Raw genomic sequence first — 25880 nt, forward strand, 5'->3', positions numbered from 1 at the left:
AGTATTTTTTTTCATGTTTTCAAATCGGAAACATGTATTTGGCCTGCTTTTTTGTCTGAAAAAGCTGAGTAGTTACCTAATTTTTTAGATTCTTCGTACCATTATGGTAAAATAGAAACGAAAGCACCTATTAGTGAATATTTCTTTTTCACTACAAGTGTCGCTCTTACAATCATTACAGTAAATTTTTATTTAGGGGGATCTACATGAATCAAACAATAGGGAGAATTGAAGAAATTTCATTTTATAGCGCATCACTTCAAGAAGATGTTACACTTCTCGTTTACTTACCGGTAAATTACACACCACTGCACAAACATACAGTTGTAATTGCACAAGATGGTAGAGATTATTTTCAGCTTGGTAAAGCGCACCGTGTAATTGAGCGCCTTCGTGAAACTGAAGAAATTGACCGTACAATTATTGTCGGTATTCCATATAAAAATGTACACGATCGTAAAGAAAAATATTTCCCAAATGAAGTGAAAAACGCTGCGTATATTCGTTTCCTTGCTCATGAACTTGCACCATATATCGATGAAAACTATCCAACGTACCAAATGGGAAAAGGTCGTGTGTTAATTGGTGATTCTCTTGGCGGGACAGTTTCCTTCATGACTGCACTTATGTATCCGCATACATTCGGTAAAGTCGTTATGCAATCACCATTTGTGGATGAAACAGTGATGAACTTAGCAAAAGACTTTAAAAATCCGGAGGCGCTAGACCTTTATCACGTCATTGGGACAGAAGAAACAGCTGTAAAACGCACTGATGGACAAGTATCCGATTTCGTTGGGCCGAACCGTGAGCTCAATACGCTTCTGACAGATAGAAATTTCATCACGCATTACGAAGAATTTGAAGGTAACCACACGTGGAAATATTGGCAAACTGATTTACCGAAAGCTTTCTCTCATATTCTATCAATGAAATAATAGAGAGCAGTATTCAGAATAATTTGATATAATAGATTAAGAGAGTTATTTTCTCAAAATCTAACTAGACTTACAAAGGGAGGAATTGGAACATGAAATTAGGCATTGTAATTTTTCCATCTAAAATGATTCAAGATAAAGCGAACGGATTGCGTAAACGTTATGATCCGCACTACGCATTAGTTCCGCCACATATTACATTGAAAACACCCTTTGAGACGCAAGATGAACAATTAGAATCGATTGTAAAAGAGTTACATACAATCGCAAGTAAAACGAACCCTTTCACCCTTCATGTCGGAAAAGTTGGTTCATTCGCACCTGTTAATAATGTTCTTTATTTTAAAGTAGAAAAAACACCTGAACTTACTTTCTTAAATGAGGAAATGCATAGCGAATTCTTTATACAAGAACGCGAGTACGCTTTCGTACCTCATTTAACAATCGGACAAGGCTTATCCGATGCAGAGCATGCTGATGTATTAGGTCGATTACGTATGAAAGATTTCTATTATGAACAACCAATTGATCGCTTCCATCTTCTATATCAATTAGAAAACGGAACGTGGACTGTATACGAAACATTCCACCTTGGAAAGGGGAACAACTAATTTGCACGCACAGATCGTACAAACGGACGAACAACTAAGAGATGCATTCTCTGTACGTAAGCAAGTATTTGTGAATGAGCAACAAGTTTCTGCTGACGAAGAGTATGATGAGTTTGAAGAAACTTCAACACACGTTGTTATATATGATAATGATGTTCCAGTTGGTGCTGGTCGTTTTCGCATACTGGATGGAATAGGAAAAATGGAACGCATTTGCGTACTAGCTTCCCATCGTAAAAAAGGCATTGGAAAAATTGTTATGGATGTACTTGAAGCGTATGCGAATGAAAACTCGCTACCAAAATTAAAGCTGCATGCCCAAACACATGCTGAAGATTTCTATAAGAAGCTTGGATATGTAACGCATTCTGATGTATTCATGGAAGCAAATATTCCTCACATCGTTATGATAAAAGAATTGTAATTTGAAAACAGGAGGTATCCCCTCCTGTTTTTTACATTGCTATTTTCTTTTTCTTCCGCTACAGTTAAATGTTGATGCTATAGTTTTGAAGGTGAATATATGACACAAGAAAAATTTTCACAAAAATCATTAACGCACGCTGACATTCCGCGTGCAACATATCATATTCCGAAAACATCTACCCATTTAATTATGGAAGAAGATGCAGATGCGGCGTATTTTCGCGCTCTCGAACAACAAAATGTTTTTTTAAATGAAAAACAATTAGAGGCTGTGCGAACGACAGAAGGCCCTGTCCTTACATTGGCTGGTGCTGGAAGCGGGAAAACATCTGTTTTAACAACCCGCGTAGGTTATTTAGTAAATGTAAAACAAGTTCATCCACGAAATATTTTATTGCTTACATTTACACAAAAAGCAGCTGAAGAAATCCGAAACCGTGTAGCAAATTTACCAGGTATGAATCGTGCTGCAAGTAGCTACGTTGTTGCTGGTACATTCCACTCTGTCTTTTTAAAATTGCTTCGTAGTCAAGGATATAATCAGCAAATTTTAGCAAATGAAAAACATAAACAAATTATGATAAAGAAAATCTTGAAAGAATTGCGTCTAAAAGACGATTATGATGCTGAAACAATGCTCGCTATGATTTCACTTGAGAAAAACAAATTGAATCGTCCGAAAGATGTAAAAGCAAAAACACCCGTTGAACAAGAATTTAAAGAAGTATACGAGCGTTTTGAAGAAGTGAAACAACGATATAATTATATTGATTTCGATGACATCTTATTAGAAACATATTATATGTTAGAAAATAACGCTCCTTTGCTTACCCAATTACAACAACGTTTCCACTATATTGAAGTAGATGAGTTCCAAGATACATCGTATGCACAATATGAAATTGTAAAATTGTTAGCCACGCCAAGAAATAATTTATTTATCGCGGGTGATGACGACCAGGCGATATATGGCTGGCGAGGAGCAAGTCACCAAATTATTTTATCTTTTCCAAAAGAATTTGATAACACTACGATTATCGCACTTAATACGAATTATCGATCCAATCCTTTTATCGTCGGACTTGGAAATGAAGTTATCAAACTAAATCAGGAGCGTTTTGATAAAGAGCTATATTCTGTGCGTGAAGAAGGTGTACAACCTTTTTACGCAAGACCTGCTACGACTCTTGATGAAGCAATTCAAATTTTGCAGCTCATTCAAGAAAAAGTAGATAGCGGCGAACGCAAATATAAAGATTTTTGTTTACTGTATCGCACACATTCTGTAAGCCGTTCGTTACTTGATCAGCTTACAATTCACAAAATCCCATTTATTAAGCACGGGGCGAGTCAATCATTTTATGAACATTCTTTAATTAAGCCTGTATTAGATCATTTAAGACTGGTGATTGAACCGTTTCGACTAGAATCACTTTCAAATATATTGCCAACTATGTATATCGGGCGTGATGATTGTATTTCATTTATTGAACGTGAACAATGGAAATATGGTGAGGGGCGGTTCCCTTCTCTTCTTCATTTCTTATTATTAAATCCGAGCTTAAAACCTTTTCAAGTAAAAAAGATAAATGAGCGTATCGATTTTATTAAATTTATAAAAGAATTAGAACCGAAAAAAGCATTAAAAGAAATTATTCATGGTAAAGGAAAGTATTTAGAGTACTTACAAAGTAACGATCGTTCTTCCTTTACGATGCATAAAGATATACAAGAAGAAATGTTAGAAGAATTAATGGAGTCCGCAACTCGTTTCACCGATATTCCAGCTTATTTACAATTTATTGATGAAGCAATTCAAGGTCAAAAAGAAATGGAAGCATTAAAAACAATGCCGGAAAAAAATGCTGTTTCGCTTATGTCTATTCATAACGCAAAAGGCCTTGAATTTCCATGCGTCTTTTTACTTGGAGCGAGCGATGGTATTCTGCCCCATACTTCTTCTTTAAAAGATGCAAATGATCGTGTTACAGAGACTTCTGAAGCTTTAGAAGAAGAACGCCGACTACTTTATGTCGCCATTACACGTGCGAAAGAAGAACTTTACATTTCCTCTCCGCAATTTTTTAGAGGAAAAAAATTAGATATATCTCGTTTTTTATATACTGCGCGAAAAGATTTACCTGAAAAGACATCCACTAAATAAGGATGTCTTTTTTTATATTGCATTATGTACATCCCTACTATATAAATTCCCTGCTTTTATCGTAAGAATTAACGTAATATCAACCATATCTCATTCATATTGTAATAGTGTATGTCAGAACTCACGATAAGGAGTGAACATAATGAGCTGCAATTGTAACGAAGACCATCATCACCATGATTGTGATTTCAACTGTGTATCGAATGTCGTTCGTTTTATACATGAATTACAAGAGTGCGCAACTACAACATGTGGATCCGGTTGCGAAGTTCCATTTTTAGGTGCACATAACAATGCATCAGTAGCGAATACACGTCCTTTTATTTTATACACAAAGACTGGAGAACCTTTTGAAGCATTTGCACCATCTTCAAGCCTTACTAGTTGCCGATCTCCCATTTTCCGCGTAGAAAGTATAGATGATGATGACTGTGCTGTACTCCGTGTATTAACTGTAGTTTTAGGTGATGGTACCGCTGTACCACCTGGTGACGACCCAATCTGTACGTTTTTAGCTGTACCAAATGCAAGACTAATATCAACCTCCACTTGCATTACTGTTGATTTAAGTTGCTTCTGCGCTATTCAATGCTTACGAGATGTTTCTATATAAAACTAAATATTAATTTAAGCATGGATTGGGTGGCAGAGTTTTCTGCCACCCAATCCATGCTTAAAAGCTATTATTATGTATTTTTCATAAAATTGGGAACTTGTCTAGAACATAGAACCTGTCCTTTTCATTAACTGAAAGTAGAAACAGATAAAGGAGTGAAAAACATGTTCTCTTCTGATTGCGAATTTACTAAAATCGATTGCGAGGCGAAACCAGCTAGTACACTACCTGCCTTTGGTTTTGCTTTCAACGCGTCTGCACCTCAGTTCGCTTCACTATTCACACCACTACTATTACCTAGCGTAAGTCCAAACCCAAATATTACTGTTCCTGTAATAAATGATACAGTAAGTGTTGGAGATGGCATTCGAATTCTACGAGCTGGTATTTATCAAATCAGTTATACATTAACAATTAGTCTTGATAACTCACCTGTTGCACCAGAAGCTGGTCGTTTCTTCTTATCATTAGGTACGCCAGCTAACATTATTCCTGGATCAGGTACAGCAGTTCGTTCTAACATTATTGGTACTGGTGAAGTAGACGTATCCAGTGGTGTTATTCTTATTAACTTAAACCCTGGTGATTTAATTCAAATTGTACCAGTTGAGTTAATTGGAACTGTAGACATCCGTGCTGCAGCATTAACAGTTGCACAAATTAGCTAGTAAAAAGCGGTATTTCTTCATTAGAAATACCGCTTTTTATATTTATAATAAAAAACACTCACAGTAATATGAGTGTTTCATTCTTCATAATGTTTTATTGTGTTCTTCTTTTTCCCGCAATTACATCCCTTTTTCTTCACAAATCCTTGTTGTTGTAATTGTTCTTGGTATGCCTGTTGTTGTGCTTGGTGTTGTTGCTGTATATGATACCATTGCTGCAGGTCATATGAATTTTGCCTTGGACTATTACTCACAGCAAACATCTCCTCTACTGTCAATTCTGTCTATTTACTATATGAACAACTCTTTATTTCCGTTCCCTCATTCTTTTAAACTCCGCTTTTTCTCGTATTATGAAAATATATTATTCTCCCATAAAATATCCTGTAATCGTTTCAATAATTGCCGCTGCTCCTGCAATAGCTAATAATGCAAGTAACGGCTCTGCAACGATAGGAATCCAATTATATAAAACTAATAAAAAAGCACTAACCCATACACCTGTACACCAATAACAGCTTAATAATTCGCCAACCCACTTTCTTAATCCTTTACCTTTTACTTTTGTAAAAGTTGATACACTTCCATCTGGCTCTGTAATCTCTAACTCATTAATAAACGGTCTTCGCAAAAAGGCTGTAATTTTATCATAAACAATTAAACGAGTGAGCCTAAAGGCAGCTAACGCAAAAATAAAAAATAAAAGCCAGCTTGTAAACAGCATGATTCCACCTTCCCTTATCTTCTTTCGCCTATTTAAAAAAAAAGGTCTTGAGATTGTGACCAAATCTCCTCGACTCCAATATCTTATTAATGTAAATACAAACAAGAAGATAAGGAGTGACATTAATGAGTTGTAACGAAAATAAACACCATAGCTCTTCTCATTGTGTAGTTGACGTTGTAAAATTCATCAATGAATTACAAGATTGTTCTACAACAACGTGTGGATCTGGTTGTGAAATTCCATTTTTAGGTGCACACAACACTGCATCAGTAGCAAATACACGCCCTTTTATTTTATACACAAAAGCTGGCACACCATTTGAAGCATTTGCACCATCTGCAAGCCTTACTAGCTGCCGATCTCCAATTTTCCGTGTGGAAAGTGTAGATGACGATAGCTGTGCTGTCTTACGTGTGTTAACTGTAGTATTAGGTGACGGTTCTCCTGTACCGCCTGGTGACGATCCAATTTGTACGTTTTTAGCTGTACCAAATGCAAGACTAGTATCGACATCTACTTGTATCACTGTAGATTTAAGCTGTTTCTGTGCGATTCAGTGCTTACGCGACGTTTCTATCTAATAAGTTAAGTAAACTAAAAAACTATTGGGGTGGTAGAAGATTTTCTACCACCTTTACATATTTAAAAGCCAGCCATACTAATCGATTGGATATCATCTATAGACAACTTAATATCTCGCATACTATTTGGCGGCATAATAGCTACAATTCCATTACGATACGACATGATTGATCCAACATATGAGACTGTAGCTGTTTTTATTCTGCACCTTATTTTCGGAATGTAATGAGGGCGGTTTAATAAAAAATGAATCTTCTCTTTATTATTCATATCCTTAAATGATTTATTATACGGGACAGTTCTCACTGGCTCTTGTTGTTCTTGCTGCTCTTGTACTTGTTCCTCTTCTTCTATTTTTTCTTCTACTTGTTGCTCTTCTTGTTGCTCTATTACCTCTTCCACAGCACTACTTACAATATTTTCGTTTCTATTACTTTCCTCTTTTCGATCACTTTCCTCTTTTCGATCTTCATTTTCAAAGTTTGTTAAGATAATTCTTTTTATTTTCGGTGCAGCAAGTTCCAAATTTACTTGTGCAATATATAACAACGGTTTTCCAACTGTTGAACTTTTATTTTTATTCTTCACACTCGTCCCTCCCACTTCCATACGTAGCTGAATAAATAGTGTACTATTATAGTTATATTCATAACGTGGTAAGAACTTTCGTTAAAAATCGTTCTTTCTAAGAACAAATAAAAAGGACAATCTCAACATTTAGAGATTGTCCTTTAAAAATTAATATTATATTTATCCTAGGATATGATACCCTGAATCAACATGAATGTTTTCTCCTGTTACGCCGCGTGCTAAATCACTGAATAAGAATACTGCTGTATCCCCAACTTCTTCTGGAGTTGTTGTACGACGAAGTGGTGCGCGCTCCTCAATTTCTCTTAAAATTGAGTTAAAGTCGCCTACACCTTTTGCAGATAACGTACGAATTGGTCCTGCAGAAATAGCGTTAACGCGAATGCCGTGTTGGCCTAAATCGTTAGCTAAATATTTTACGCTCGCTTCTAATGAAGCTTTCGCAACACCCATAACGTTATAGTTTTTCACAACGCGCTCGCCGCCAAGGTATGTTAACGTTAAAATATTTCCGCCTTCTGTCATTACTTTCTTCGCTTCTCTTGCTACAGCTGTTAAAGAGAATGCACTAATATTTTGTGCAAGTAAAAATCCATCGCGAGAAGTATCTACAAATTCACCTTTTAAATCATCACGATTTGCAAAAGCAATACAGTGTGCAACACCGTGAATTGTACCAACCTCTTGCTTGATTGTTTCAAAGCAAGCTGTAAGTTCTTCATCATTTGTTACATCACAAGGTAATACAAGTGATTCTTGTCCTTCTAATGTGTCCGCTAATTCACGAACGTTTCTTTCTAAACGTTCTCCTGCATATGTGAATATTAATTTTGCACCTGCATTATGCAAAGAGCGAGCAATTCCCCACGCAATACTTCTTTGGTTCGCAACGCCCATAACAACAAATGTTTTCCCTTGTAATAGTTCCATGATATATCCTCCCAGAATTACTTATACTTGTTATTAGTACCTGATACTATAATTATAGTACCATAAAACCTCTTAAAGGCAAACAAAAAAGTCATTAACTTAAATTTTGTTAATGACTTTTTGTTTCTATAAAAAACCGCTCTAATCCTTCTTCCCAAGAAGGCATTTGTGAAAAACCATTTAATCGTAGCATGTTATGTTGGAAAACAGAATATTTCGGTCTAGCTGCCGCCGATCCAAATTCTTCGGTTGAAACAGGTAATACATTCACTTTCATATTTGCATCCGAGAATATTTTTTTGGCAAATTCAAACCAAGAACATGAGCCTCTATTTGATACATGATACGTACCGTATAAAGAAGTGTGAATGAGCTTATTAATCATCACATTTAAATCCGCCACATAAGTAGGAGAACCAATTTGATCCGCTACAACAGATAATTCTGCTCTTTCTTTTCCTAACCGCATCATCGTTTTCACAAAATTGTTTCCATACTTACCATATAACCACGATGTTCGAACGATAAAATATTTATTATGTAACTCTTTGACAAACTGCTCTCCCGCATACTTAGAAGCCCCGTATACATTTATCGGTGATGGATTATGAAACTCATGATAGCCATCTGGTCTGTCACCTTGAAATACATAATCGGTACTAATATAAACTAATTTCGCCCCTACTAATTGTGAAGCAACCGCTACATTTCGAGCTCCTATTGCATTTATTACATAAGCAAGGTCTTGTTCTTTCTCAGCATGATCAACCTTCGTATACGCTGCACAATGAATAATTATGTGTGGCCTTATTTCTTGTACCACTTGCTGCATTCGGGATATATTTGTTATATCTAGTAACTTTTTATCAAATGGATATATGTCATATTCTTCAGCATTTAACTCTTCTTGTAGTTGCTTTCCCAATTGACCATTTGCTCCCGTTATGATAATCCGTTCTTTCATTTATATGCCCCTTATTTTTCTTTTAGTGGTTTCCACCATTCTATATGATTTTCATACCATTCCACCGTTTCTTTTAGCCCCTGTTCAAACGTATACTGTGGTTCCCACCCGAGCTCATTCTTCATCTTTTGTGCATCAATCGCATAACGACGATCATGCCCTAAACGGTCTGTAACATACGCAATATCTTCTTTCGTTTTTCCTAAGAGAGAGATAATTTGTTCCACAACATCTACATTGTTTTTTTCATTATTTCCACCTATATTATATACTTCTCCTATACGTCCCTTATGCAGAATAACGTCAATCGCACTACAATGATCCGTTACATGTAACCAATCTCTTACATTTAATCCATCGCCATATAACGGTAGTTTTTTTCCTTCCAGCGCATTCGTAACCATTAACGGAATTAACTTTTCAGGATATTGATACGGCCCATAGTTATTGGAGCAACGCGTTACTATAACTGGTAATTGATATGTTTTATAATAAGATAAAGCTATCATGTCGGCGCTCGCTTTGCTTGAAGAATATGGACTATTTGGAGCTAACGGGGTTTTCTCGGTAAATCTACCTATCTTACCTAACGAGCCGTACACCTCATCTGTTGATACTTGCACGAGTTTAATATGTGGATATTTTTTTACTAATTCTAATAAGGTGACTGTCCCAATTACATTTGTATCATAAAAAGGGATCGGATTCTCAATACTACGGTCCACATGTGATTCAGCTGCGAAATTGACAATTACTTGCACATCACGTTCCTTAATAACATGCTCCAGCAGCTCTCCATTTTGAATTTCACCTTTTACAAAATAGTAATTCGGATGATCTTGAATAGACTTTACATTATTTAAGTTTCCACTATATGTTAATGCATCGAAATTAATAATTTTATATGTTTCATAGCTTTGTAACATATAATGCACAAAATTACTTCCAATAAATCCGGCCCCACCTGTTACTAATATATTCATACACAACTCTCCTACTCAAAAACTATCTTCATATTCCTGAAGTAACGGTAATATTCGATCTTTATCAGACAAAATAGGGCTTGTTACCGGCCATGGAATTGCTAAGTCTTTATCGTCCCAAAGTACCCCTGAGTCATGATTAGCACTATAATACTCATCTACTTTATACATAACAATAGTATGCGGGACAAGTGTACAAAAACCATGTGCAAATCCTTTTGGCACTAATAATTGCCGATGATTATCCGCGCTTAAAATATATCCTCTCCACTGTTTAAACGTTGGTGAATTTTTTCGCAAATCAACGATAACATCATAAATTGCTCCTTGCATAACTTGAATAAGTTTCGTTTGTGCTTTCGGATTTTTTTGAAAGTGTAATCCCCGAATCGTTCCCGCTTCTGCCGAATACGAAACATTATCCTGTACAAATGAATACGTAACTCCCAATGTTTCTAGCACCTTCTTATTATAACTTTCAGTAAAAAAGCCACGCTCATCTCCAAATAACCTCGGTTCTAACAATTTCGCGTCGGTAAAGTTTGTTTCTATAACTTTCATATTCTCACCTATTCTCCGTTAAACTGTTTACCAAAGTTTATATCCCGCGCTAACGTATTCGCCCTTTGAAGAGAAACATGAGTTCCTGCATCAGTCCACCAACCGCTCATTTCATTATAAGTAAGTACCCCTCGTTTTAAATACCAATTATTGATATCTGTAATTTCAAGCTCTCCCCTTGCGGAAGGTTTTAATTCTTTTATATAAGAAAAGACTTTCGGGTCATATAAATAAATTCCTGTGACTGCATAGGAACTTTGCGGCTCTTTCGGCTTTTCTTCAATTTCAATTATTTTACGATTTTGAATATTTGCTACACCAAATCTCTCCGGATCATCTACAGATTGCAGCAGTACTTTCGCACCTTCTTTTTGATTTGCAAACTCTTCCACGTACGGACGAATGTCATCTGAAAAGATATTATCCCCTAATATAACTACCATACGATCATTCCCAACGAAATCTTCACAAAGCCCTAATGCTTGTGCAATTCCGCCAGCCTTATCTTGCACACGATACGTAAAGGACACGCCAAACTCTTGACCGCTTCCTAAAAAACTAACAACATCTCCCATATGCTCTTTACCTGTAATAATCATAATATCTGTAATTTCGCATTGTTTTAGCTTATATACTGCATGATAAATCATTGGATAACGTCCAACAGGAAGCAAATGTTTATTCGTTACTTTCGTTATTGGATATAGCCTTGATCCAGTACCGCCTGCTAAAATAATCCCTTTCACTCCGCATCTCTCCCTTATGATGGAGATAATATATCTTTATACTGTTCTACAAACACTTTTCGATCTTTCTCATATGTATCCGCATCAAATTCATCTCCGTTATAATGAATACACCATAAATTTGATTGATTTGGGATACCAATTAAATAACCAGCCCTTTGAAACTCTAAAGACTGTGATACATCATAAAAGTGGAACCCTTGAAACAAATCTTCTCGCCATGGAATATCATACTGCGTTGCCATTAATAAGCCATCAATTGCCTGCACCGACATAAAAGATTGGCTTCCATAAAACCCCTGATCTAAATTTAATAATTGATAATTCCGTCTTCTATGCTCAATCACTTTTCCTACTAAATTTTTCCCTTCCCACCATATCCCATTACTCGGTAAAAACTGTGCACCAGCTACCCCAATTAAACCAAGTTTTTCGTTATCTTTAAAAAGAGAAATAAGTGTATAAAACATCTCTCGATTAATAAGATAAGTATCCTGATGTATATAAACCTTATACTTCGCGGGATATGAAAGTGCTCGGTTATATGCACTTGCCATACTTTTTGCATCTCGTATCGGAAAAATTTGTACGACATAATCAGGGGGAACAAAAAGGTTTCTTATTTGTCTCTCGCATTGTTCAAATAGCTCTTCATTATTTACACAAACAACAACTAATATTGTACGATCCTTCATTTTGTAGCCCCTCTATTCGTCTTGATTTACATCTGACATATAGTTCTCCACAAATATCTTTCTATACTTGTCATAGTTGGTCATATTCACATCAATATGATAGTGAATGCACCACGCATCACGTTGTACAGGAACCCCAACTGTATAGCCAGCTTTTCTAAATTCAAATGACTGAGATACATCATAATAGTCAAACCCATCAAACAAGTCTTCTCGCCACGGAATATCGTATTGCGTTGCCATCAATAAACCGTCGATACATTCCACAGGCATAAATGTTTTTGACTCATGGTACGGCTGTTCTTGAGTTGCCATATAAAATAAATCGTTCATATAACCAATTACTTTCCCAACAACTCCTCTGCCTTCATTCCATATCCCGTTTGGAGGAACATATTGGGCTCCAATCATTCCAATCATTCCAAGATGTTCATGTTCGTTAAATAATTGAAGTAATCCATATAAAAATGCCACATTCATAATGAAAACATCTTGGTGTATATATACTTTATATTTCGCTGGATGCGAAAGCGCTTGATTATATCCGCTCGTCATACTTTTCGCATTCCGAATTGGCATAAATTGTACAATATATCCTGGAGGCACTCCCAATCTCAATATATGCCGCACGCACTGTGCATACATTTTCCGATCATTTATACACGTAACAAATAATATTGTTTTTTCAGCAGCACTCATAACTGCAATTTTTCTGCTTCAATAATATACTGAAATACGACCGTCTCAGCCATGAAGCCACTTCCAAGACGATATTTCTTACAAATTCCATATAACTCCTCAATTAACGGTTCATACATTTTATGATCAATATATACACGATCTACTTTACTAATCGAATATCCTGCTTTTAAAAACATTCGGAGCATTTCATTAAATGTAAAGAAACGAATATGCGTTTTATCTAATAAACCATATTCTGTATACGTCCAATTCCCAGCAAGTAACGGCGCTAATACTGAAATATGAGCAACGTTTGGTATACTTGCTAAAATTACACCATTTTCTTTTATATATGGCTTTACTTTTTCTATTACAGCCCAAGGATCAAATAAATGCTCTAATACATCCCCAAATATGACGCAATCAAATTGCTCCTCCTCATAAGGAAGATCTATTTTTTCTATATCCCCTAAAATCACATGATCAAGTCTTTCTTTTGCTTTTTCTGCCGCCACTGGGAATGCCTCAATTCCAGATACACGTGTGCCATTTTCTTTTATAGCTGCTCCCAATGCACCGCCCGAGCAACCAATATCAAGAACTTCTTTCCATTCCTTTTTTATGTGCTTTAATAAATTCGGATTCGCTGCATTGTAATAATGCTCGGACTTTTCTTCATATAGAGAACTTTTTTCACGATTCATTTTACACACTCCTTATGCAAATTGAATTTGAAATATAAATCTCATTCACCTAATATTGGTTCCATTACTGATACACTAATATATAACCAATCTATTAGAGTTAGAATAACGATAAACCATTTCTAACAAAACGAAACTTATTACACTTTATATTGTTTATCAAAAACATCCCGAAAATATTTGCGGTTATATTCGATTGCAGCATTATTTGGAACATAAGCAGCTGCTAATTCATTGTAATAATAAGCCTTGTCTTGCTCTCCTAACTTGCTATAACAAATACACATTTGTAAATAGGGAAGCCATGTGTAGCTCGCTGGACTATGAAACGGACTCTCCGTCGCCATTGGTACTTCCGTTGCAAGTTTAAACCAAAATATCGCTTCGTTATATTTTTGTTGTTCCATATATATATATCCTATTCTTGTACAATTCTCTCCTCTAGGAACATCATATCGAAACGACTTCACGCAAGATTCAATTGCCTTTTCCCGTGATCCAAGCTTTGCATAGCAATCCCCTAACTTACCACATGCATAAATTTTCTCTTCATACCATCCTTCGTCTTGATTAAGGAATGTTTCATATAGCATAACTGCATCATCATATTTTTGGTTATCCATAGATTCATTTGCGTAATAAAATAAATCTCTCGGACTCAATTCTTCTCCTGCAGCTACAGCATTTTGAAAAATTTTCAAATTACGATTTGTTACCTTTTTTTCTTTTTTATGTGTAATAGCAACATTACTACTAAAAGTTTCACCAGAAATAGCTAAATACTCATGAACCTTTCCAAACCATTGAAATTGTTTTTCACGCTTTACAAGTCGATTTCTTTTTGTACAATATAAAGGTTTCCCGCTAGAATCCAATGCAAGATGATAAGGCATCGAAACAGCATCAATTTTAGGATCTAATTCTCTTTTTAAGAGTTTCAATGCTTCTTGAGCATCTTCTAATAATACGTCATCTGCATCTAGCCACAATATATACTCTTGCGTTGCTTTTGAAAAAGAAAAATTTCTTGCTGCTGCAAAATCATTAATCCATGGAAAGTCATATATGTTAGAGGTATATTGAGCTACAATTTCTTTCGTTCGATCAATGGAACCTGTATCAACTATAATAATTTCATCAACAATTTTTTCGACTGCATCTAAACATCGACCTATTGTATCTTCCTCATCTCGAACAATCATACATAAACTAATTGTAATTCCTTGCTTGTTCAACATAATCACCCTCTTCCAAATCAATCATATGTTATACATACAATAAACTTTCCACTTTTTTAACTTGCACAAGCATTTTAAGATTTCTTTTCAATAATTCAAATGTCCGTGTCATTTTCTTCCGGTTTTGCATCTACTATATAATGAACGCTTTATGGAGGTGAATTTATGTCAAATAATAATTATTCAGATGGATTGAATCCCGATGAATCTTTATCAGCTAGTGCATTTGACCCTAATCTTGTAGGACCAACATTACCACCAATACCACCGTTTACCCTTCCTACCGGACCAACTGGGCCGACTGGACCAACTGGGCCGACTGGGCCAACTGTACCAACTGGGCCGACTGGACCAACTGGGCCGACTGGACCAACTGGGCCAACTGGACCAACTGGACCGACTGGACCGACTGGTGACACTGGTGCTACTGGACCAACTGGGCCAACTGGTGACACTGGCGCTACTGGACCAACTGGTGCTACCGGACCGACTGGGCCAACTGGACCGACTGGACCAACTGGGCCATCCGGACTAGGACTTCCAGCAGGATTATATGCATTTAACTCCGGTGGAATTTCTTTAGATCTAGGAATTAATGATCCACTACCATTTAATACTGTTGGATCTCAGTTTGGTACAGCAATTTCTCAATTAGATGCTGATACTTTCGTAATTAGTGAAACTGGATTCTATAAAATTACTGTTATCGCTAATACTGCAACAGTCAGTGCATTAGGAGGTCTTACAATCCAAGTGAATGGAGTACCTGTACCAGGTACTGGATCAAGTTTAATCTCACTTGGAGCACCTATCGTTATTCAAGCAATTACGCAAATTACGACAACTCCATCATTAGTTGAAGTAATTGTTACAGGGCTTGGGCTATCATTAGCTCTTGGTACGAGTGCATCTATTATTATTGAAAAAGTTGCTTAATTTTTTACTTAGCAGTAAAACTGATATCAGTTTTACTGCTTTTTCATTTTTAAATTCAATCATTAAATCTTCCTTTTCTACATAGTCATAATGTTGTATGACATTCCGCAGGAGGCACTTATATGGAAAATAAATCGGCTGTCCAGCTTTATCTTGAGTTATTAAAGAAAACAATTTTATTTGAAATATGGTTAGAATACGAACCATACTTACCTGCTTCGTTACATATATCTAAAGAACTATCATATGAACCAGTTACGGTTCCACTTCCTTTATTTCTTAAGCAGTATGTAGAAAATCACAATTTAAAAATCGTTAATCCTAACGTTTCAAACAATGAGCGTCAAGGTGGCAAGGATTGGCCAAGAGCTGCACACAGTATGGTTGGTCGAAAGCGTATGAATCAATTACAAGAGGCTATGGAAACTGTAGTCAGGGAAAATATAGAAGGCGATTTTATTGAAACTGGTGTATGGCGCGGAGGATCATGCATTTTTATGAATGGATTTTTACAAGCAAACAACATTAAGGATCGTACTGTATGGGTTGCCGATTCATTTGAAGGTCTGCCCGCACCTAACTTAGAACAATATCCAAAAGATTATGGTGATTATTTGCACACATTCGATTACTTACGAGTTTCTTTAGAAACAGTGCAAGAAAACTTTAGAAAATACGATTTATTAAATGACCAGGTGAAATTTTTAAAGGGTTGGTTTAAAGATACATTGCCTTCAGCACCGATAGAAAAAATTGCAATTGCTCGCCTCGATGGTGATATGTATGAATCAACGATGGATAGTCTTGTAAACTTATACGACAAAGTTTCAACAAGTGGCTTTATTATTATTGATGACTACGGATTAGTAACATGTGCAGAAGCTGTAACAGATTTCAGAAATGAAAGAAATTTAAAAGCTCCTATTACTAAAATTGATGATTTCGGTATTTATTGGCGAAAAGAATAGAATATGATTTTATTTTTTGAGGGGTTCTATTACACTACTTATTCATAAGAACTAATTGTGTAAAGTTCCCCTCACTATAAATGATTAACTTATATATACAATAGAAATCCCCTACTTTACTACAAGGACGGAGTGAATGTATGAACGAAAACGAGAAAAAAATCACATTAATTCCACCCCCAGAACTCGTTCAATATGTAGGTGGTGATTTTGAAGAAGTTGGAAAAGAGTTTATGCAGTATTTTATTGAAATTGGCAATTTAAAATCAAATGAAACAGTGTTAGATGTAGGCTGTGGCATTGGCCGAATGGCGGTTCCATTAATGAATTATTTAAGCGATGAAGGTACTTATTATGGATTTGACTTATTCAATGCGGGAATTACATGGTGCAAAAATAACATTTCTACACGCCGTAACAATTTCCATTTTGAACATGTCGATATATATAATCAATTCTACAATCCCGATGGAAAAGAAGATGCTTCCCAATACAAGTTTCCATATGAAGATGAATCATTTGATTTTATTTTTTTAACTTCAGTATTTACCCATCTCCTTCCGAAAGAATTAGAACATTACGTATGCGAGATTGCACGAGTTCTGAAAAAAGATGGGAGATGTTTTATTACTTTCTTTTTAATTAACCCTGAATCATCCTATTACTTAAATGCAGGACTAAGTACGTTAGGTTTTTATCATCAAATTGACAATTGTTATGTTCTAAATAAAGATATCCCTAATTTCGCAGTTGCCTATCCTGAGGAAGATATTCGTACCCTATTAAATAAGTATGGGCTAGAAGTACAGACTCCCCCCCATTATGGTTCATGGTGTTGTAGAACTGAACACACAAGTTATCAAGATATTATTCTTACACAAAAAATTTCTGAAAGGTAGTTGTATATGAATAATATAAAAAATCCACCTCTTGTTTCCATCCTTATTCCCACCTATAATCGACCACATTATTTTAAAATTGCTCTAGAAAGTGCACTAGCGCAAACGTATTCAAATATTGAAATTATTGTAGGAGACGATAGCACAAATAATGAAACAGAAAAATTAATCTACAGACATTATTTACATAAGCATAAACATATAACGTACATTCGAAATGCCTCTACTCTAGGACAATTTCATAACGCCCTTATGCTCTTAGAAAAATCAAATGGAGAGTACATAAATTTCTTAATGGACGATGATATATTTTATAATAATAAAATCGAAAAAATGATGTCTCATTTCCAACAAGACTTAAATAAAGATCTCGCGCTTATCACATCCTATCGCACTTGGATTGATGATAATGGAGATATAATTGAACAACATCCCTCCATGAAAAAATTATATGATGAAGATACTCTACTAAATGGGAAAGATTTTGGAAACCGTATGCTTATGGCCGGACAAAATATTATCGGTGAGCCTACAATCGTACTCTTTAGAAAAAGCCTATTACCGGAACCTTTCGGCACTTTAAATGGCAGAAAATATGGTTGTAGTGTTGATATGGCCTCTTGGATAAGTTTACTTTCAAAAGGTGATGCGATGTATATAACTGAGCCCTTAAGTTCATTCCGTCTTCATACTGGACAGCAAGTACGTCACAAATTCCTTGAGGGCTGTGAAGATTTTTCTCACCTCGTTTTAACCTCGAAAAAGTATGGTTTCTTACAAGACGCCAAATATTATAAAAAAGGTTTAATAAGAGCTTACGGATGGTATAAAAATGCGACCAAATTTTACGATTTATTTCCAAACCTCATTCCAGATAAAAATACACATGCACGACTTTCTTATTGTTTAAATATCATTACAAAAAAGCTCCGTGCAATATAGTCCATCACAAGGGAGGAGCTATTCCTTCCTCGTGATGTATGACTTCCCACAAATAGTGGAATAAATGTATGCATAGTCTGCTTGTATATTATTTTTATCATGACATGATCCATATACTTACTAGGCGATAGAAAGGAATACATACATTGAAAGATCCAAATTCTCAATATCAAATAGACTACGTATTACTATTCATCTTATTTGCCATTGGGACTGTTAGTTGCTTTGCAATTGCAAGTGCACAAGCCTCTTTACCACCATTTTTGCAAAATGTAAATTTTGTATTAAAGCAAATCCAATGGTACTTCATTGGATTTATAGCCATCGGTTTTATTATGATTATCGATTTCGATCGTTATCAAAAAATTGCTTGGTATTTATATAGCTTTGCATTGGTACTACTAATTGGACTAGAACTTCAAGTACCAGGTGCCGTTACAATAAAAGGTGCGACCGCTTGGTACAGGCTTCCAGGTATCGGAAATTTCCAGCCTTCTGAAATTATGAAATTGTTTTTAATTATCGTCACCGGACGAATTATAGCAAATCACAATGAGAAATATTTTTTCCGAACAATACACGGCGATTTTTTATTACTCGGAAAAATATGTGCAACAAGTTTGCCACCCCTACTACTTATTGCAAAGGAACCTGATTTAGGAAATACAATGGTAATTTCAGCTATGCTCGCAGCAATGATACTAGTTTCTGGTATACGTTGGCGTTTTATTTTCGGATTAGTTTCTGGTATTTTTGTAGCTGGCGTTACATTAACGTATATTTTTTTTACTCATACAAAATTCTTTAAAGCACACATTTTACAAGAATATCAACTAAATCGCTTCTACGGCTGGTTAGCGCCATACAAATATGATGCGCAAGGCTATCAATTAAGACAAGCTTTCTTAGCTACTGGATCAGGGGAAATGCAAGGAAAAGGTTGGGAAAATGGACAAGTATACTTTCCAGAACCACATACGGATTTTATTTTCACCAATGTCGCTGAGCAATTCGGCTTTTTAGGTGCAAGTGTCATTATTTCACTTTTTTTCCTACTTATTTTCCGCATGATTCATATCGCTTTAGAAAGTAATGACCCTTTCGGTAGTTACATCTGTGCTGGTACAATCGGAATGTTTACCTTTCAAGTATTTCAAAATATCGGGATGACCATCGGATTACTACCTATTACGGGAATTACATTACCCCTTATGAGCTACGGAGGAAGTTCCTTACTCACATACATGATAGCGATTGGATTCGTTTTAAACGTTCGCTCAAGAACGAAAATCTTTATGTTTAAATGACGAGCAAAAACAGTATATTTTTATCTCTATCCTTTTTTAGATATACTAATGAAAAATATGGTGGAGGTTTAAATATGAAATTTGACATTATAGGGGATATTCATGGATGCTTTCAAGAGTTTCAAGATTTAACGACGAAACTCGGATACAACTGGAATAGTGACCTGCCGTTTCACCCTGACCAACGTAGGCTTGCTTTTGTTGGTGATATTACAGATCGCGGCCCTCATTCATTACGTATGATTGAAATTGTATGGGAACTTGTCATAAATAAAAAAGTAGCTTATTACGCTCCGGGAAATCACTGTAATAAACTATACCGTTTTTTCCTCGGGCGTAATGTGACAATCGCTCATGGACTCGAAACAACTGTTGCCGAATATGAAGCACTGCCTTCTCATAAACAAAACATTATAAAAGAAAAATTCATCACACTTTATGAGCAATCCCCTTTATATCACGTACTCGATGAGAAAAGGTTAATTGTATGTCACGCTGGAATTCGGCAAGATTACATAGGAAGACAAGATAAAAAAGTACAAACCTTTGTATTATATGGCGATATTACAGGGGAAAAACATGCTGACGGCTCTCCTGTCCGTCGCGACTGGGCACAAGAATATAAAGGAAAATCTTGGATTGTATATGGACATACACCCGTTAAAGAACCTCGCTTCGTAAATCATACAGTCAATATTGACACTGGCGCTGTATTTGGTGGCAAACTAACCGGACTACGTTATCCTGAGATGGAGACCGTTTCCGTCCCTTCCTCCCTGTCTTTTGTCCCTGAGAAATTTCGCCCAATTTCATAACTATCCTTATTTCAGATACCATTCACAAATTACGAGGATTACCTTATCATTTAGGCGGCTCTCCTATAAAACTGGGTAAAGTAATTAAAAAAAGATGCAATAAAGTGCATCTTTTTTTAATTACACGGCATATACTGTCGCAGGAGGTGACAGAATGAAGAAAAAATCTTCTAAACAAAAAAGAAAATGCCCGCCTTTTTATCTGCCCATGTACGGAATTAACAACTGGTGCAGCATTCGAGCTGCAGCTTTAGAAGAACCGAACGGACAAGGGGCTTCCCCCAAAAACAAAGCTAAACCAAAATATGTCTCTTTAGAAAATACTGTAATGAGCCGCATAATCGATAATAGAAAAACAAAGATGCAGCAAAAAAATAAACCTCTCTCTACTCACACTGAACAGGTTGTGCCTTCTGAGCAAACAGAGAAAAATACAGAAGAAGACATCCCTGTCGCAATAAATAAAAAAGCAGAATCAGAAATTCCAGCTGCTATTATAAATCAAGTGAAAAAAATAAGAGAAGCATTAGCACCATCCAATGATATACAAACAGAAAAAACGATCATAATTCAAACTCCTACACCTGAAAATACAAAAGTAAAAAAAGGGGGACGATATGCACATGCAGAGGGGCTTCACTCTAATGCAGAGGGTACAGCTTCACATGCAGAAGGACTTCTTACACACGCAAAAGCTTCTTTCTCTCATGCGGAAGGATCAAAAACGAAAGCAACTGGACATAGTTCCCATAGTGAAGGAAGTGAAACGACAGCAGGTGGCTCTTATTCTCATGCGGAAGGTAAACATACAATCGCTTTAGGCGAAGCAGCACATGCAGAAGGAACCGCGACTATCGCTAACGGATTCTCTTCTCATGCGGAAGGTAATCATACATCAACAGCTCATTTTGCAGGTAGCCATATTATGGGGCGCTTCGGCATAGCAGAAGAATCTTATTCTTGGTTTATTGCAAACGGCACAAATGAAACCGATCATAATATCGGTGCAAAGTGGCTTGCTCATAATGGGGAAATGTATATTGATGGCGCTTCTTACAATGCAAGTGGAACTGATTTTGCACAAATGTTTGAAACAACAGACAATAATTTTATTGATGTAGGTTATTTCGTTACATTTAGTAGCGAAGAAAAAATTCGGATCGCTACTTCAAACGATTCATTCATTTTAGGAATATCTAGTGCAACCCCCGCCCTTATAGGAAATAGCGGTGCTTTAAGTTGGCAAAAACGCTATAAAACAGATAACTTTGGAAAACGCCAATATGTACGTACGGAATCGCAAGACATACAACCTCTTTTAAATACAGAATGGGATCCAACTTGCAAATATATAGCAAGAAAAGATCGTACCGAGTGGCTTCCTGTCGGATTAATTGGACAAATGTTAGTACGCGATGACGGCACTTGCGAAACGCATGGATATTGTCGTCCAAATAACGATGGCATTGCTACAAAATCCGAAAGTGGCTTTTTCGTTATAAAGCGCACGGGTGAAAATCAAATTTTAATATTATTCCGCTAAGAAAAAAGGGAACAAAATTCTTATGTAACGAAGAATTTTGTTCCCTTTTTAAGTATACCTTAATACCTCTTCCATATCGCTTGGAATCGTTGTAGTGAAAGACATTTCCTTCTCTAAAATAGGATGATAAAACGTCAAAGATGTACTATGAAGTGCTTGACGTTTTATCACATCTCTTCTTCCTCCATATAAATCATCACCAAGTAACGGGTGGCCTATATGAGCCATATGTACACGAATTTGATGCGTTCTTCCGGTCTCAAGCTCAAGTGATACATGCGTCTTATGATTGGCGCTATCCATCACTCTAAAATGAGTAACTGCTCTTTGCCCATTTTCACAAACGGTTCGCTCAATAATGCTATCCGATTTTCGTCCAATCGGTGCATCAATCGTTCCTTCTCGTTCTATCATCTCACCGTGAACAATTGCTTCATATGTTCTTTTCACAGCTTTTTGTTGATGCTGTTTCGATAAAAGATGATGCACGAAACGATTTTTTGCAATAAGCATAAGCCCTGAAGTATCACGATCTAATCTTGTTACGATATGCACCGTACTTGCAAGATGCTGCTTATCATAATGAGATAAGAGCGCATTCGCAACACTACCTGCCGGATGTTCTCTAGACGGAATCGTTGACATGTTCGCCTCTTTGTTTATGACAAGAACCGCATCATCTTCATATACAATACATAAAGGGATATCTTCTTTAATCATCCCTTCACTTCTTTCTTCCACTGGAAAAAAGACACGTAATTCTTCACCAGCTTGCAACTGATGACGAACACTGGCATGTTGATTATTTACTTCAATAGCTCCGCCGCGAAATTTTATATCCGTTAAGGCGGCTTTAGAAATCCCTTTTGTTTTTAAAAATTCTCTAACTAAAGTTCCCTCTTCAGCCGATTCTATATCCCATTTCAATGTAAATCTGTTCAAATATATAAACCCTTTCTATTTATCTGCAACAAACGAGTCACGAACTCGTTTCCAGAACGGGAACGGACGGAAACGAACAAATCGTACTTTCTCGTTTGCAACGCGATACTGGATTGATTTCACATCTTGATGAACCATCGTTAAATGGTCCACCGTAATTTGTAAGTTCATTCCTGCAGCCGGCTTCAACACACATGTATGATGCTTCGGCAATACGAGTGGCGAGCCTACAGTACGAAACACACGGTTATTAATAGATGCCATTTCTGCAATTTGAATCGCTTCAATAGAAGGGTGAATAATAGCTCCGCCAAGCGCCTTATTATACGCAGTACTTCCCGAAGGAGTAGAAATACAAAGGCCATCCCCGCGGAACGTTTCAAAGTACTCTCCGCGTATTTCCACTTCTGTTACTAATGTACCTTCCGCACTTTTAACAGTTGCTTCATTCATCGCCAAATACTGTGACTCTTTACTCCCATTCACATAGCGAATAATCACTTCTAAAAGCGGATATTCCACCACTTGGAATGGTGTTTTAGCAATTGCAATTACTAATTTCTCTACTTCTGTCGGTAACCAATCTGCATAGAAACCTAAATGCCCTGTATGTACACCAACAAATGCTGTTTCATCCAATCGATTATAATAACGATGAAATGCATATAAAAGCGTTCCATCTCCCCCAACAGAAATTACAATATCGGGTTCCTTTTCATCCATTATAAATCCAAAATCTAGCAAGTATTCTTTCATCGTGCTTGCCAGTGTATCTGATGATTGATCTCCCTTTGACATAATTGTAAATTTCATCGCCCAACACCCTTTAGTTTATGATTCGGAATCTTTCGTTTCTTGTTTTCTTGAAAAAGCTTTCTGCGCTTCTTGAATCTCAAGACGAATAGAAGACATTTCTTCATCTAATAAAAACGCCGCTTCCGCTGCGCGTTGCAAGCGTATTTTAATATCTTCAGGAAAACGTCCACTATATTTATAATTTAAAGAATGCTCAATTGTTGCCCAAAAATTCATTGCTAACGTGCGTATTTGGATTTCTACCAATACTTTTTTTTCTCCCTGAATCGTTTGAACGGGGTAACTAATGACAACGTGATAAGAGCGATAGCCACTATCTTTCTTTTGCGTGACATAATCACGTTCTTCCACGATTTCAAAGTCATTTCGTTTTCGAAGATATTCTACAACAGGCTTAATCTCATCAACAAATTGACACATCATTCGAAGGCCCGCGATGTCTTGCATATCTTCTCTCAGCCGATCTAGCGGTACATTTCTCTTCTCCGCTTTATCAATAATACTAGCAACCGACTTTACCCTTCCTGTTACAAACTCAATTGGAGAATGCTCTGTTAACATTGCAAATTGAGTACGCATTCCTTTTAGTTTCACTTTCAGCTCTGCCACCGCTTGATGGTAAGGTGCTAAAAATTCTTCCCAATTTCGATTCATTTCAACCACCACCAAAATCAATCCATTTGCTTATAGAAATACTTTTTCTACAGCAGTTACTAGTTCTTCTCCGTAATTTGCATTACCTTCAATATTTTCAACTAAATATTCTACTTCTTCTTTTAAATTTTCTAATTCCATTTCAACGTCATTCACACGAACGAACATTACTATATCGTTATTCATCGCTTCATGCATTGCTTCCCAGCATGTGTGCGGAATACTTACATAAATGAAAGATGATTCGTTTTCTAAAATATATAAAAATGATAAATTGTCTGAGTCTACAAGTACGTGATTACGCGCACTTAACTCCTTTACCTCTATTTCATTATTTTCCGCACAAAAAATAAGCGCATTCTCTCTCTTTTCTACGCTCTTAACTTGAATTTTATTTTGCATGCTCTAACTCCTCCATCTCAACTTCCTGTCTTACTTAACAGTATTATTGTATCATAACATGGACGCAAACAAATAAAACATTGAACCAAATTTATGAAAAAGCGATAATGTGTAAAGAATTATTTTTTAAAAGGAGCGCGCATACAATGACACAAGAAATTGAAATTGAATTTAAAAATATTGTTACAGAAGAAGAATTCAATACATTATGTAAATCATTCTCTATTGAGGTATTTACGAAACAGGTGAATCACTACTTTGAAACACCGGGCTTCTCGTTAAAAGAAGCTGGCTCTGCACTTCGTATTCGTCATAAAGGAGAAACTTATACATTAACATTGAAACAACCTGCAGAAATCGGCTTGTTAGAAACACATCAAGTCGTAACAGAAGACGAAGCAAGAATGATGATGGAAACAAACGGAATCATTCCAGGGGCTGTAATGAATCAACTACACAAATTACAAATTCCTGTTTCCACTTTAACTTATATGGGTAGTTTAACAACTGAAAGAGCCGAAACACTATTTGAAGGCGGAACGCTTGTCTTTGATCATAGTTTCTATTACAATCACGATGATTATGAAATTGAATTTGAAGTGCAAGATGAAGAAACAGGAAAAGCTGCATTTATTCATTTATTAAAACAGCACGACATACCAATCCGTCATACAAATAATAAAGTAAAACGCTTTTTCCTTGCCAAACAAAACAAAGCACGCTAAAGTGAAAATTCCACTAGTGAATACGTTCTACTAGTGGATATATCTCACTTTTTAAAAGGAAAAGATTCTTTTACATTTGAAAAATAAGCAAAGAACGTTATGAAGG

At 36.2% G+C, this 25880-nt stretch carries 31 protein-coding genes; 15 read left to right on the forward strand and 16 right to left on the reverse strand.

The features are described 5' to 3' along the window. The first annotated feature begins 206 nt into the window (after nucleotides 1–206). From JDS99_RS20240 to exsF, 6 genes are all read left to right on the forward strand, one after another. Nucleotides 207–938 carry an alpha/beta hydrolase gene (locus JDS99_RS20240; RefSeq protein ID WP_001076844.1) on the forward strand — a complete coding sequence of 244 codons (732 nt, stop codon included), beginning with the start codon at nucleotides 207–209 and terminating at the stop codon, nucleotides 936–938. Between the two features lie 92 nt (nucleotides 939–1030). Further along, nucleotides 1031–1549, forward strand: coding sequence for a YjcG family protein (locus tag JDS99_RS20245; RefSeq protein ID WP_000765870.1), 519 nt, complete (start codon nucleotides 1031–1033; stop codon nucleotides 1547–1549). A gap of 1 nt (nucleotide 1550) precedes the next feature. After that, nucleotides 1551–1973 (forward strand): GNAT family N-acetyltransferase, encoded by a 423-nt coding sequence (locus JDS99_RS20250; protein WP_199695593.1) that lies wholly within the window; start codon nucleotides 1551–1553, stop codon nucleotides 1971–1973. A gap of 99 nt (nucleotides 1974–2072) precedes the next feature. Beyond that, the gene (locus JDS99_RS20255; RefSeq protein ID WP_199695594.1) at nucleotides 2073–4139 is read left to right on the forward strand and encodes an ATP-dependent helicase; all 2067 of its coding nucleotides are present in this window, start codon (nucleotides 2073–2075) and stop codon (nucleotides 4137–4139) included. Between the two features lie 142 nt (nucleotides 4140–4281). Next, the gene (gene cotY, locus JDS99_RS20260) at nucleotides 4282–4752 is read left to right on the forward strand and encodes a spore coat protein CotY (protein WP_048545119.1); all 471 of its coding nucleotides are present in this window, start codon (nucleotides 4282–4284) and stop codon (nucleotides 4750–4752) included. A gap of 167 nt (nucleotides 4753–4919) precedes the next feature. Beyond that, entirely contained in the window at nucleotides 4920–5423 is a 504-nt protein-coding gene (gene exsF / locus JDS99_RS20265) for an exosporium protein ExsF (RefSeq protein WP_199695595.1), read from the forward strand. Nucleotides 5424–5500: 77 nt separating this feature from the next. Here the strand turns inward: exsF and JDS99_RS20270 are convergent, their stop codons facing one another. Then, a complete protein-coding gene (locus JDS99_RS20270; protein ID WP_033657682.1) occupies nucleotides 5501–5686 on the reverse strand; it encodes a hypothetical protein in 186 nt (61 codons plus the stop codon). Nucleotides 5687–5787: 101 nt separating this feature from the next. Further along, entirely contained in the window at nucleotides 5788–6147 is a 360-nt protein-coding gene (locus JDS99_RS20275) for a DUF1360 domain-containing protein (protein WP_199695596.1), read from the reverse strand. A gap of 125 nt (nucleotides 6148–6272) precedes the next feature. On the opposite strand from JDS99_RS20275, the gene exsY reads away from it, so the two are divergent. Beyond that, nucleotides 6273–6731, forward strand: a complete 459-nt coding sequence (gene exsY / locus JDS99_RS20280) for an exosporium assembly protein ExsY (protein ID WP_199695597.1) — start codon at nucleotides 6273–6275, stop codon at nucleotides 6729–6731. Between the two features lie 61 nt (nucleotides 6732–6792). On the opposite strand, the gene JDS99_RS20285 is transcribed toward exsY, so the two are convergent. The 10 genes from JDS99_RS20285 to JDS99_RS20330 form a co-directional block, all read right to left on the reverse strand. Further along, nucleotides 6793–7341: a spore coat CotO family protein gene (locus JDS99_RS20285; RefSeq protein WP_199695598.1), complete on the reverse strand. Its 549-nt coding sequence runs from the start codon at nucleotides 7339–7341 to the stop codon at nucleotides 6793–6795. 141 nt (nucleotides 7342–7482) lie between these two features. Continuing rightward, the gene (fabI, locus tag JDS99_RS20290; RefSeq protein ID WP_000421885.1) at nucleotides 7483–8253 is read right to left on the reverse strand and encodes an enoyl-ACP reductase FabI; all 771 of its coding nucleotides are present in this window, start codon (nucleotides 8251–8253) and stop codon (nucleotides 7483–7485) included. A gap of 109 nt (nucleotides 8254–8362) precedes the next feature. Further along, nucleotides 8363–9217 carry a dTDP-4-dehydrorhamnose reductase gene (gene rfbD / locus JDS99_RS20295; protein WP_046958302.1) on the reverse strand — a complete coding sequence of 285 codons (855 nt, stop codon included), beginning with the start codon at nucleotides 9215–9217 and terminating at the stop codon, nucleotides 8363–8365. 11 nt (nucleotides 9218–9228) lie between these two features. Continuing rightward, the gene (gene rfbB, locus JDS99_RS20300) at nucleotides 9229–10200 is read right to left on the reverse strand and encodes a dTDP-glucose 4,6-dehydratase (protein WP_088062495.1); all 972 of its coding nucleotides are present in this window, start codon (nucleotides 10198–10200) and stop codon (nucleotides 9229–9231) included. Nucleotides 10201–10215: 15 nt separating this feature from the next. Beyond that, on the reverse strand, nucleotides 10216–10761 hold the full coding sequence (gene rfbC, locus JDS99_RS20305) for a dTDP-4-dehydrorhamnose 3,5-epimerase (RefSeq protein ID WP_088062494.1): 546 nt from the start codon (nucleotides 10759–10761) through the stop codon (nucleotides 10216–10218). A gap of 8 nt (nucleotides 10762–10769) precedes the next feature. Beyond that, the gene (locus tag JDS99_RS20310) at nucleotides 10770–11507 is read right to left on the reverse strand and encodes a sugar phosphate nucleotidyltransferase (protein ID WP_088062492.1); all 738 of its coding nucleotides are present in this window, start codon (nucleotides 11505–11507) and stop codon (nucleotides 10770–10772) included. Nucleotides 11508–11521: 14 nt separating this feature from the next. Further along, entirely contained in the window at nucleotides 11522–12202 is a 681-nt protein-coding gene (locus JDS99_RS20315) for a glycosyltransferase family protein (RefSeq protein ID WP_199695599.1), read from the reverse strand. Between the two features lie 12 nt (nucleotides 12203–12214). After that, a complete protein-coding gene (locus tag JDS99_RS20320; RefSeq protein WP_001271201.1) occupies nucleotides 12215–12901 on the reverse strand; it encodes a glycosyltransferase family protein in 687 nt (228 codons plus the stop codon). Beyond that, nucleotides 12898–13587 carry a class I SAM-dependent methyltransferase gene (locus JDS99_RS20325; protein ID WP_199695600.1) on the reverse strand — a complete coding sequence of 230 codons (690 nt, stop codon included), beginning with the start codon at nucleotides 13585–13587 and terminating at the stop codon, nucleotides 12898–12900. The genes JDS99_RS20320 and JDS99_RS20325 overlap by 4 nt, the downstream gene beginning before the upstream one ends. 140 nt (nucleotides 13588–13727) lie before the next feature. Next, nucleotides 13728–14825, reverse strand: coding sequence for a glycosyltransferase (locus tag JDS99_RS20330; protein ID WP_199695601.1), 1098 nt, complete (start codon nucleotides 14823–14825; stop codon nucleotides 13728–13730). 165 nt (nucleotides 14826–14990) lie between these two features. Here JDS99_RS20330 and JDS99_RS20335 point away from each other — a divergent pair, with 165 nt between their 5' ends. The 7 genes from JDS99_RS20335 to JDS99_RS20365 all read left to right on the forward strand — a co-directional run bounded on the left by JDS99_RS20335 (nucleotide 14991) and on the right by JDS99_RS20365 (nucleotide 22235). Continuing rightward, nucleotides 14991–15761, forward strand: coding sequence for a BclA C-terminal domain-containing protein (locus JDS99_RS20335; RefSeq protein ID WP_199695602.1), 771 nt, complete (start codon nucleotides 14991–14993; stop codon nucleotides 15759–15761). Between the two features lie 122 nt (nucleotides 15762–15883). Continuing rightward, nucleotides 15884–16729, forward strand: coding sequence for a TylF/MycF family methyltransferase (locus JDS99_RS20340; RefSeq protein WP_199695603.1), 846 nt, complete (start codon nucleotides 15884–15886; stop codon nucleotides 16727–16729). Between the two features lie 140 nt (nucleotides 16730–16869). Continuing rightward, nucleotides 16870–17628, forward strand: coding sequence for a class I SAM-dependent methyltransferase (locus JDS99_RS20345; protein ID WP_199695604.1), 759 nt, complete (start codon nucleotides 16870–16872; stop codon nucleotides 17626–17628). 6 nt (nucleotides 17629–17634) lie between these two features. Beyond that, nucleotides 17635–18570, forward strand: a complete 936-nt coding sequence (locus tag JDS99_RS20350; protein ID WP_199695605.1) for a glycosyltransferase family 2 protein — start codon at nucleotides 17635–17637, stop codon at nucleotides 18568–18570. A gap of 146 nt (nucleotides 18571–18716) precedes the next feature. After that, entirely contained in the window at nucleotides 18717–19877 is a 1161-nt protein-coding gene (locus tag JDS99_RS20355) for an FtsW/RodA/SpoVE family cell cycle protein (RefSeq protein ID WP_060489343.1), read from the forward strand. A gap of 74 nt (nucleotides 19878–19951) precedes the next feature. Further along, nucleotides 19952–20692, forward strand: a complete 741-nt coding sequence (gene prpE / locus JDS99_RS20360) for a bis(5'-nucleosyl)-tetraphosphatase PrpE (RefSeq protein ID WP_199695606.1) — start codon at nucleotides 19952–19954, stop codon at nucleotides 20690–20692. Nucleotides 20693–20846: 154 nt separating this feature from the next. Then, nucleotides 20847–22235: a peptidase G2 autoproteolytic cleavage domain-containing protein gene (locus JDS99_RS20365; protein ID WP_199695607.1), complete on the forward strand. Its 1389-nt coding sequence runs from the start codon at nucleotides 20847–20849 to the stop codon at nucleotides 22233–22235. A 48-nt stretch (nucleotides 22236–22283) separates the two neighbouring features. Here JDS99_RS20365 and JDS99_RS20370 read toward each other — a convergent pair whose 3' ends face one another. From JDS99_RS20370 to JDS99_RS20385, 4 genes are read right to left on the reverse strand one after another with little or no spacing between them, the layout of a single operon-like run. Continuing rightward, nucleotides 22284–23177: an RluA family pseudouridine synthase gene (locus JDS99_RS20370; RefSeq protein WP_087984736.1), complete on the reverse strand. Its 894-nt coding sequence runs from the start codon at nucleotides 23175–23177 to the stop codon at nucleotides 22284–22286. Nucleotides 23178–23192: 15 nt separating this feature from the next. After that, on the reverse strand, nucleotides 23193–23990 hold the full coding sequence (locus JDS99_RS20375; RefSeq protein WP_000673190.1) for an NAD kinase: 798 nt from the start codon (nucleotides 23988–23990) through the stop codon (nucleotides 23193–23195). A gap of 18 nt (nucleotides 23991–24008) precedes the next feature. Further along, nucleotides 24009–24647, reverse strand: coding sequence for a GTP diphosphokinase (gene yjbM, locus JDS99_RS20380; RefSeq protein ID WP_001081480.1), 639 nt, complete (start codon nucleotides 24645–24647; stop codon nucleotides 24009–24011). A 30-nt stretch (nucleotides 24648–24677) separates the two neighbouring features. Further along, entirely contained in the window at nucleotides 24678–25049 is a 372-nt protein-coding gene (locus JDS99_RS20385; RefSeq protein ID WP_001179996.1) for a UPF0738 family protein, read from the reverse strand. A gap of 146 nt (nucleotides 25050–25195) precedes the next feature. Here JDS99_RS20385 and JDS99_RS20390 point away from each other — a divergent pair, with 146 nt between their 5' ends. Further along, nucleotides 25196–25774 carry a CYTH domain-containing protein gene (locus JDS99_RS20390; protein ID WP_199695608.1) on the forward strand — a complete coding sequence of 193 codons (579 nt, stop codon included), beginning with the start codon at nucleotides 25196–25198 and terminating at the stop codon, nucleotides 25772–25774. Nucleotides 25775–25880: the final 106 nt, after the last annotated feature.

The sequence above is a fragment of the Bacillus cereus group sp. N6 genome (genome assembly GCF_016483705.1).
GTDB classification, from domain to species: Bacteria; Bacillota; Bacilli; order Bacillales; family Bacillaceae_G; genus Bacillus_A; species Bacillus_A wiedmannii.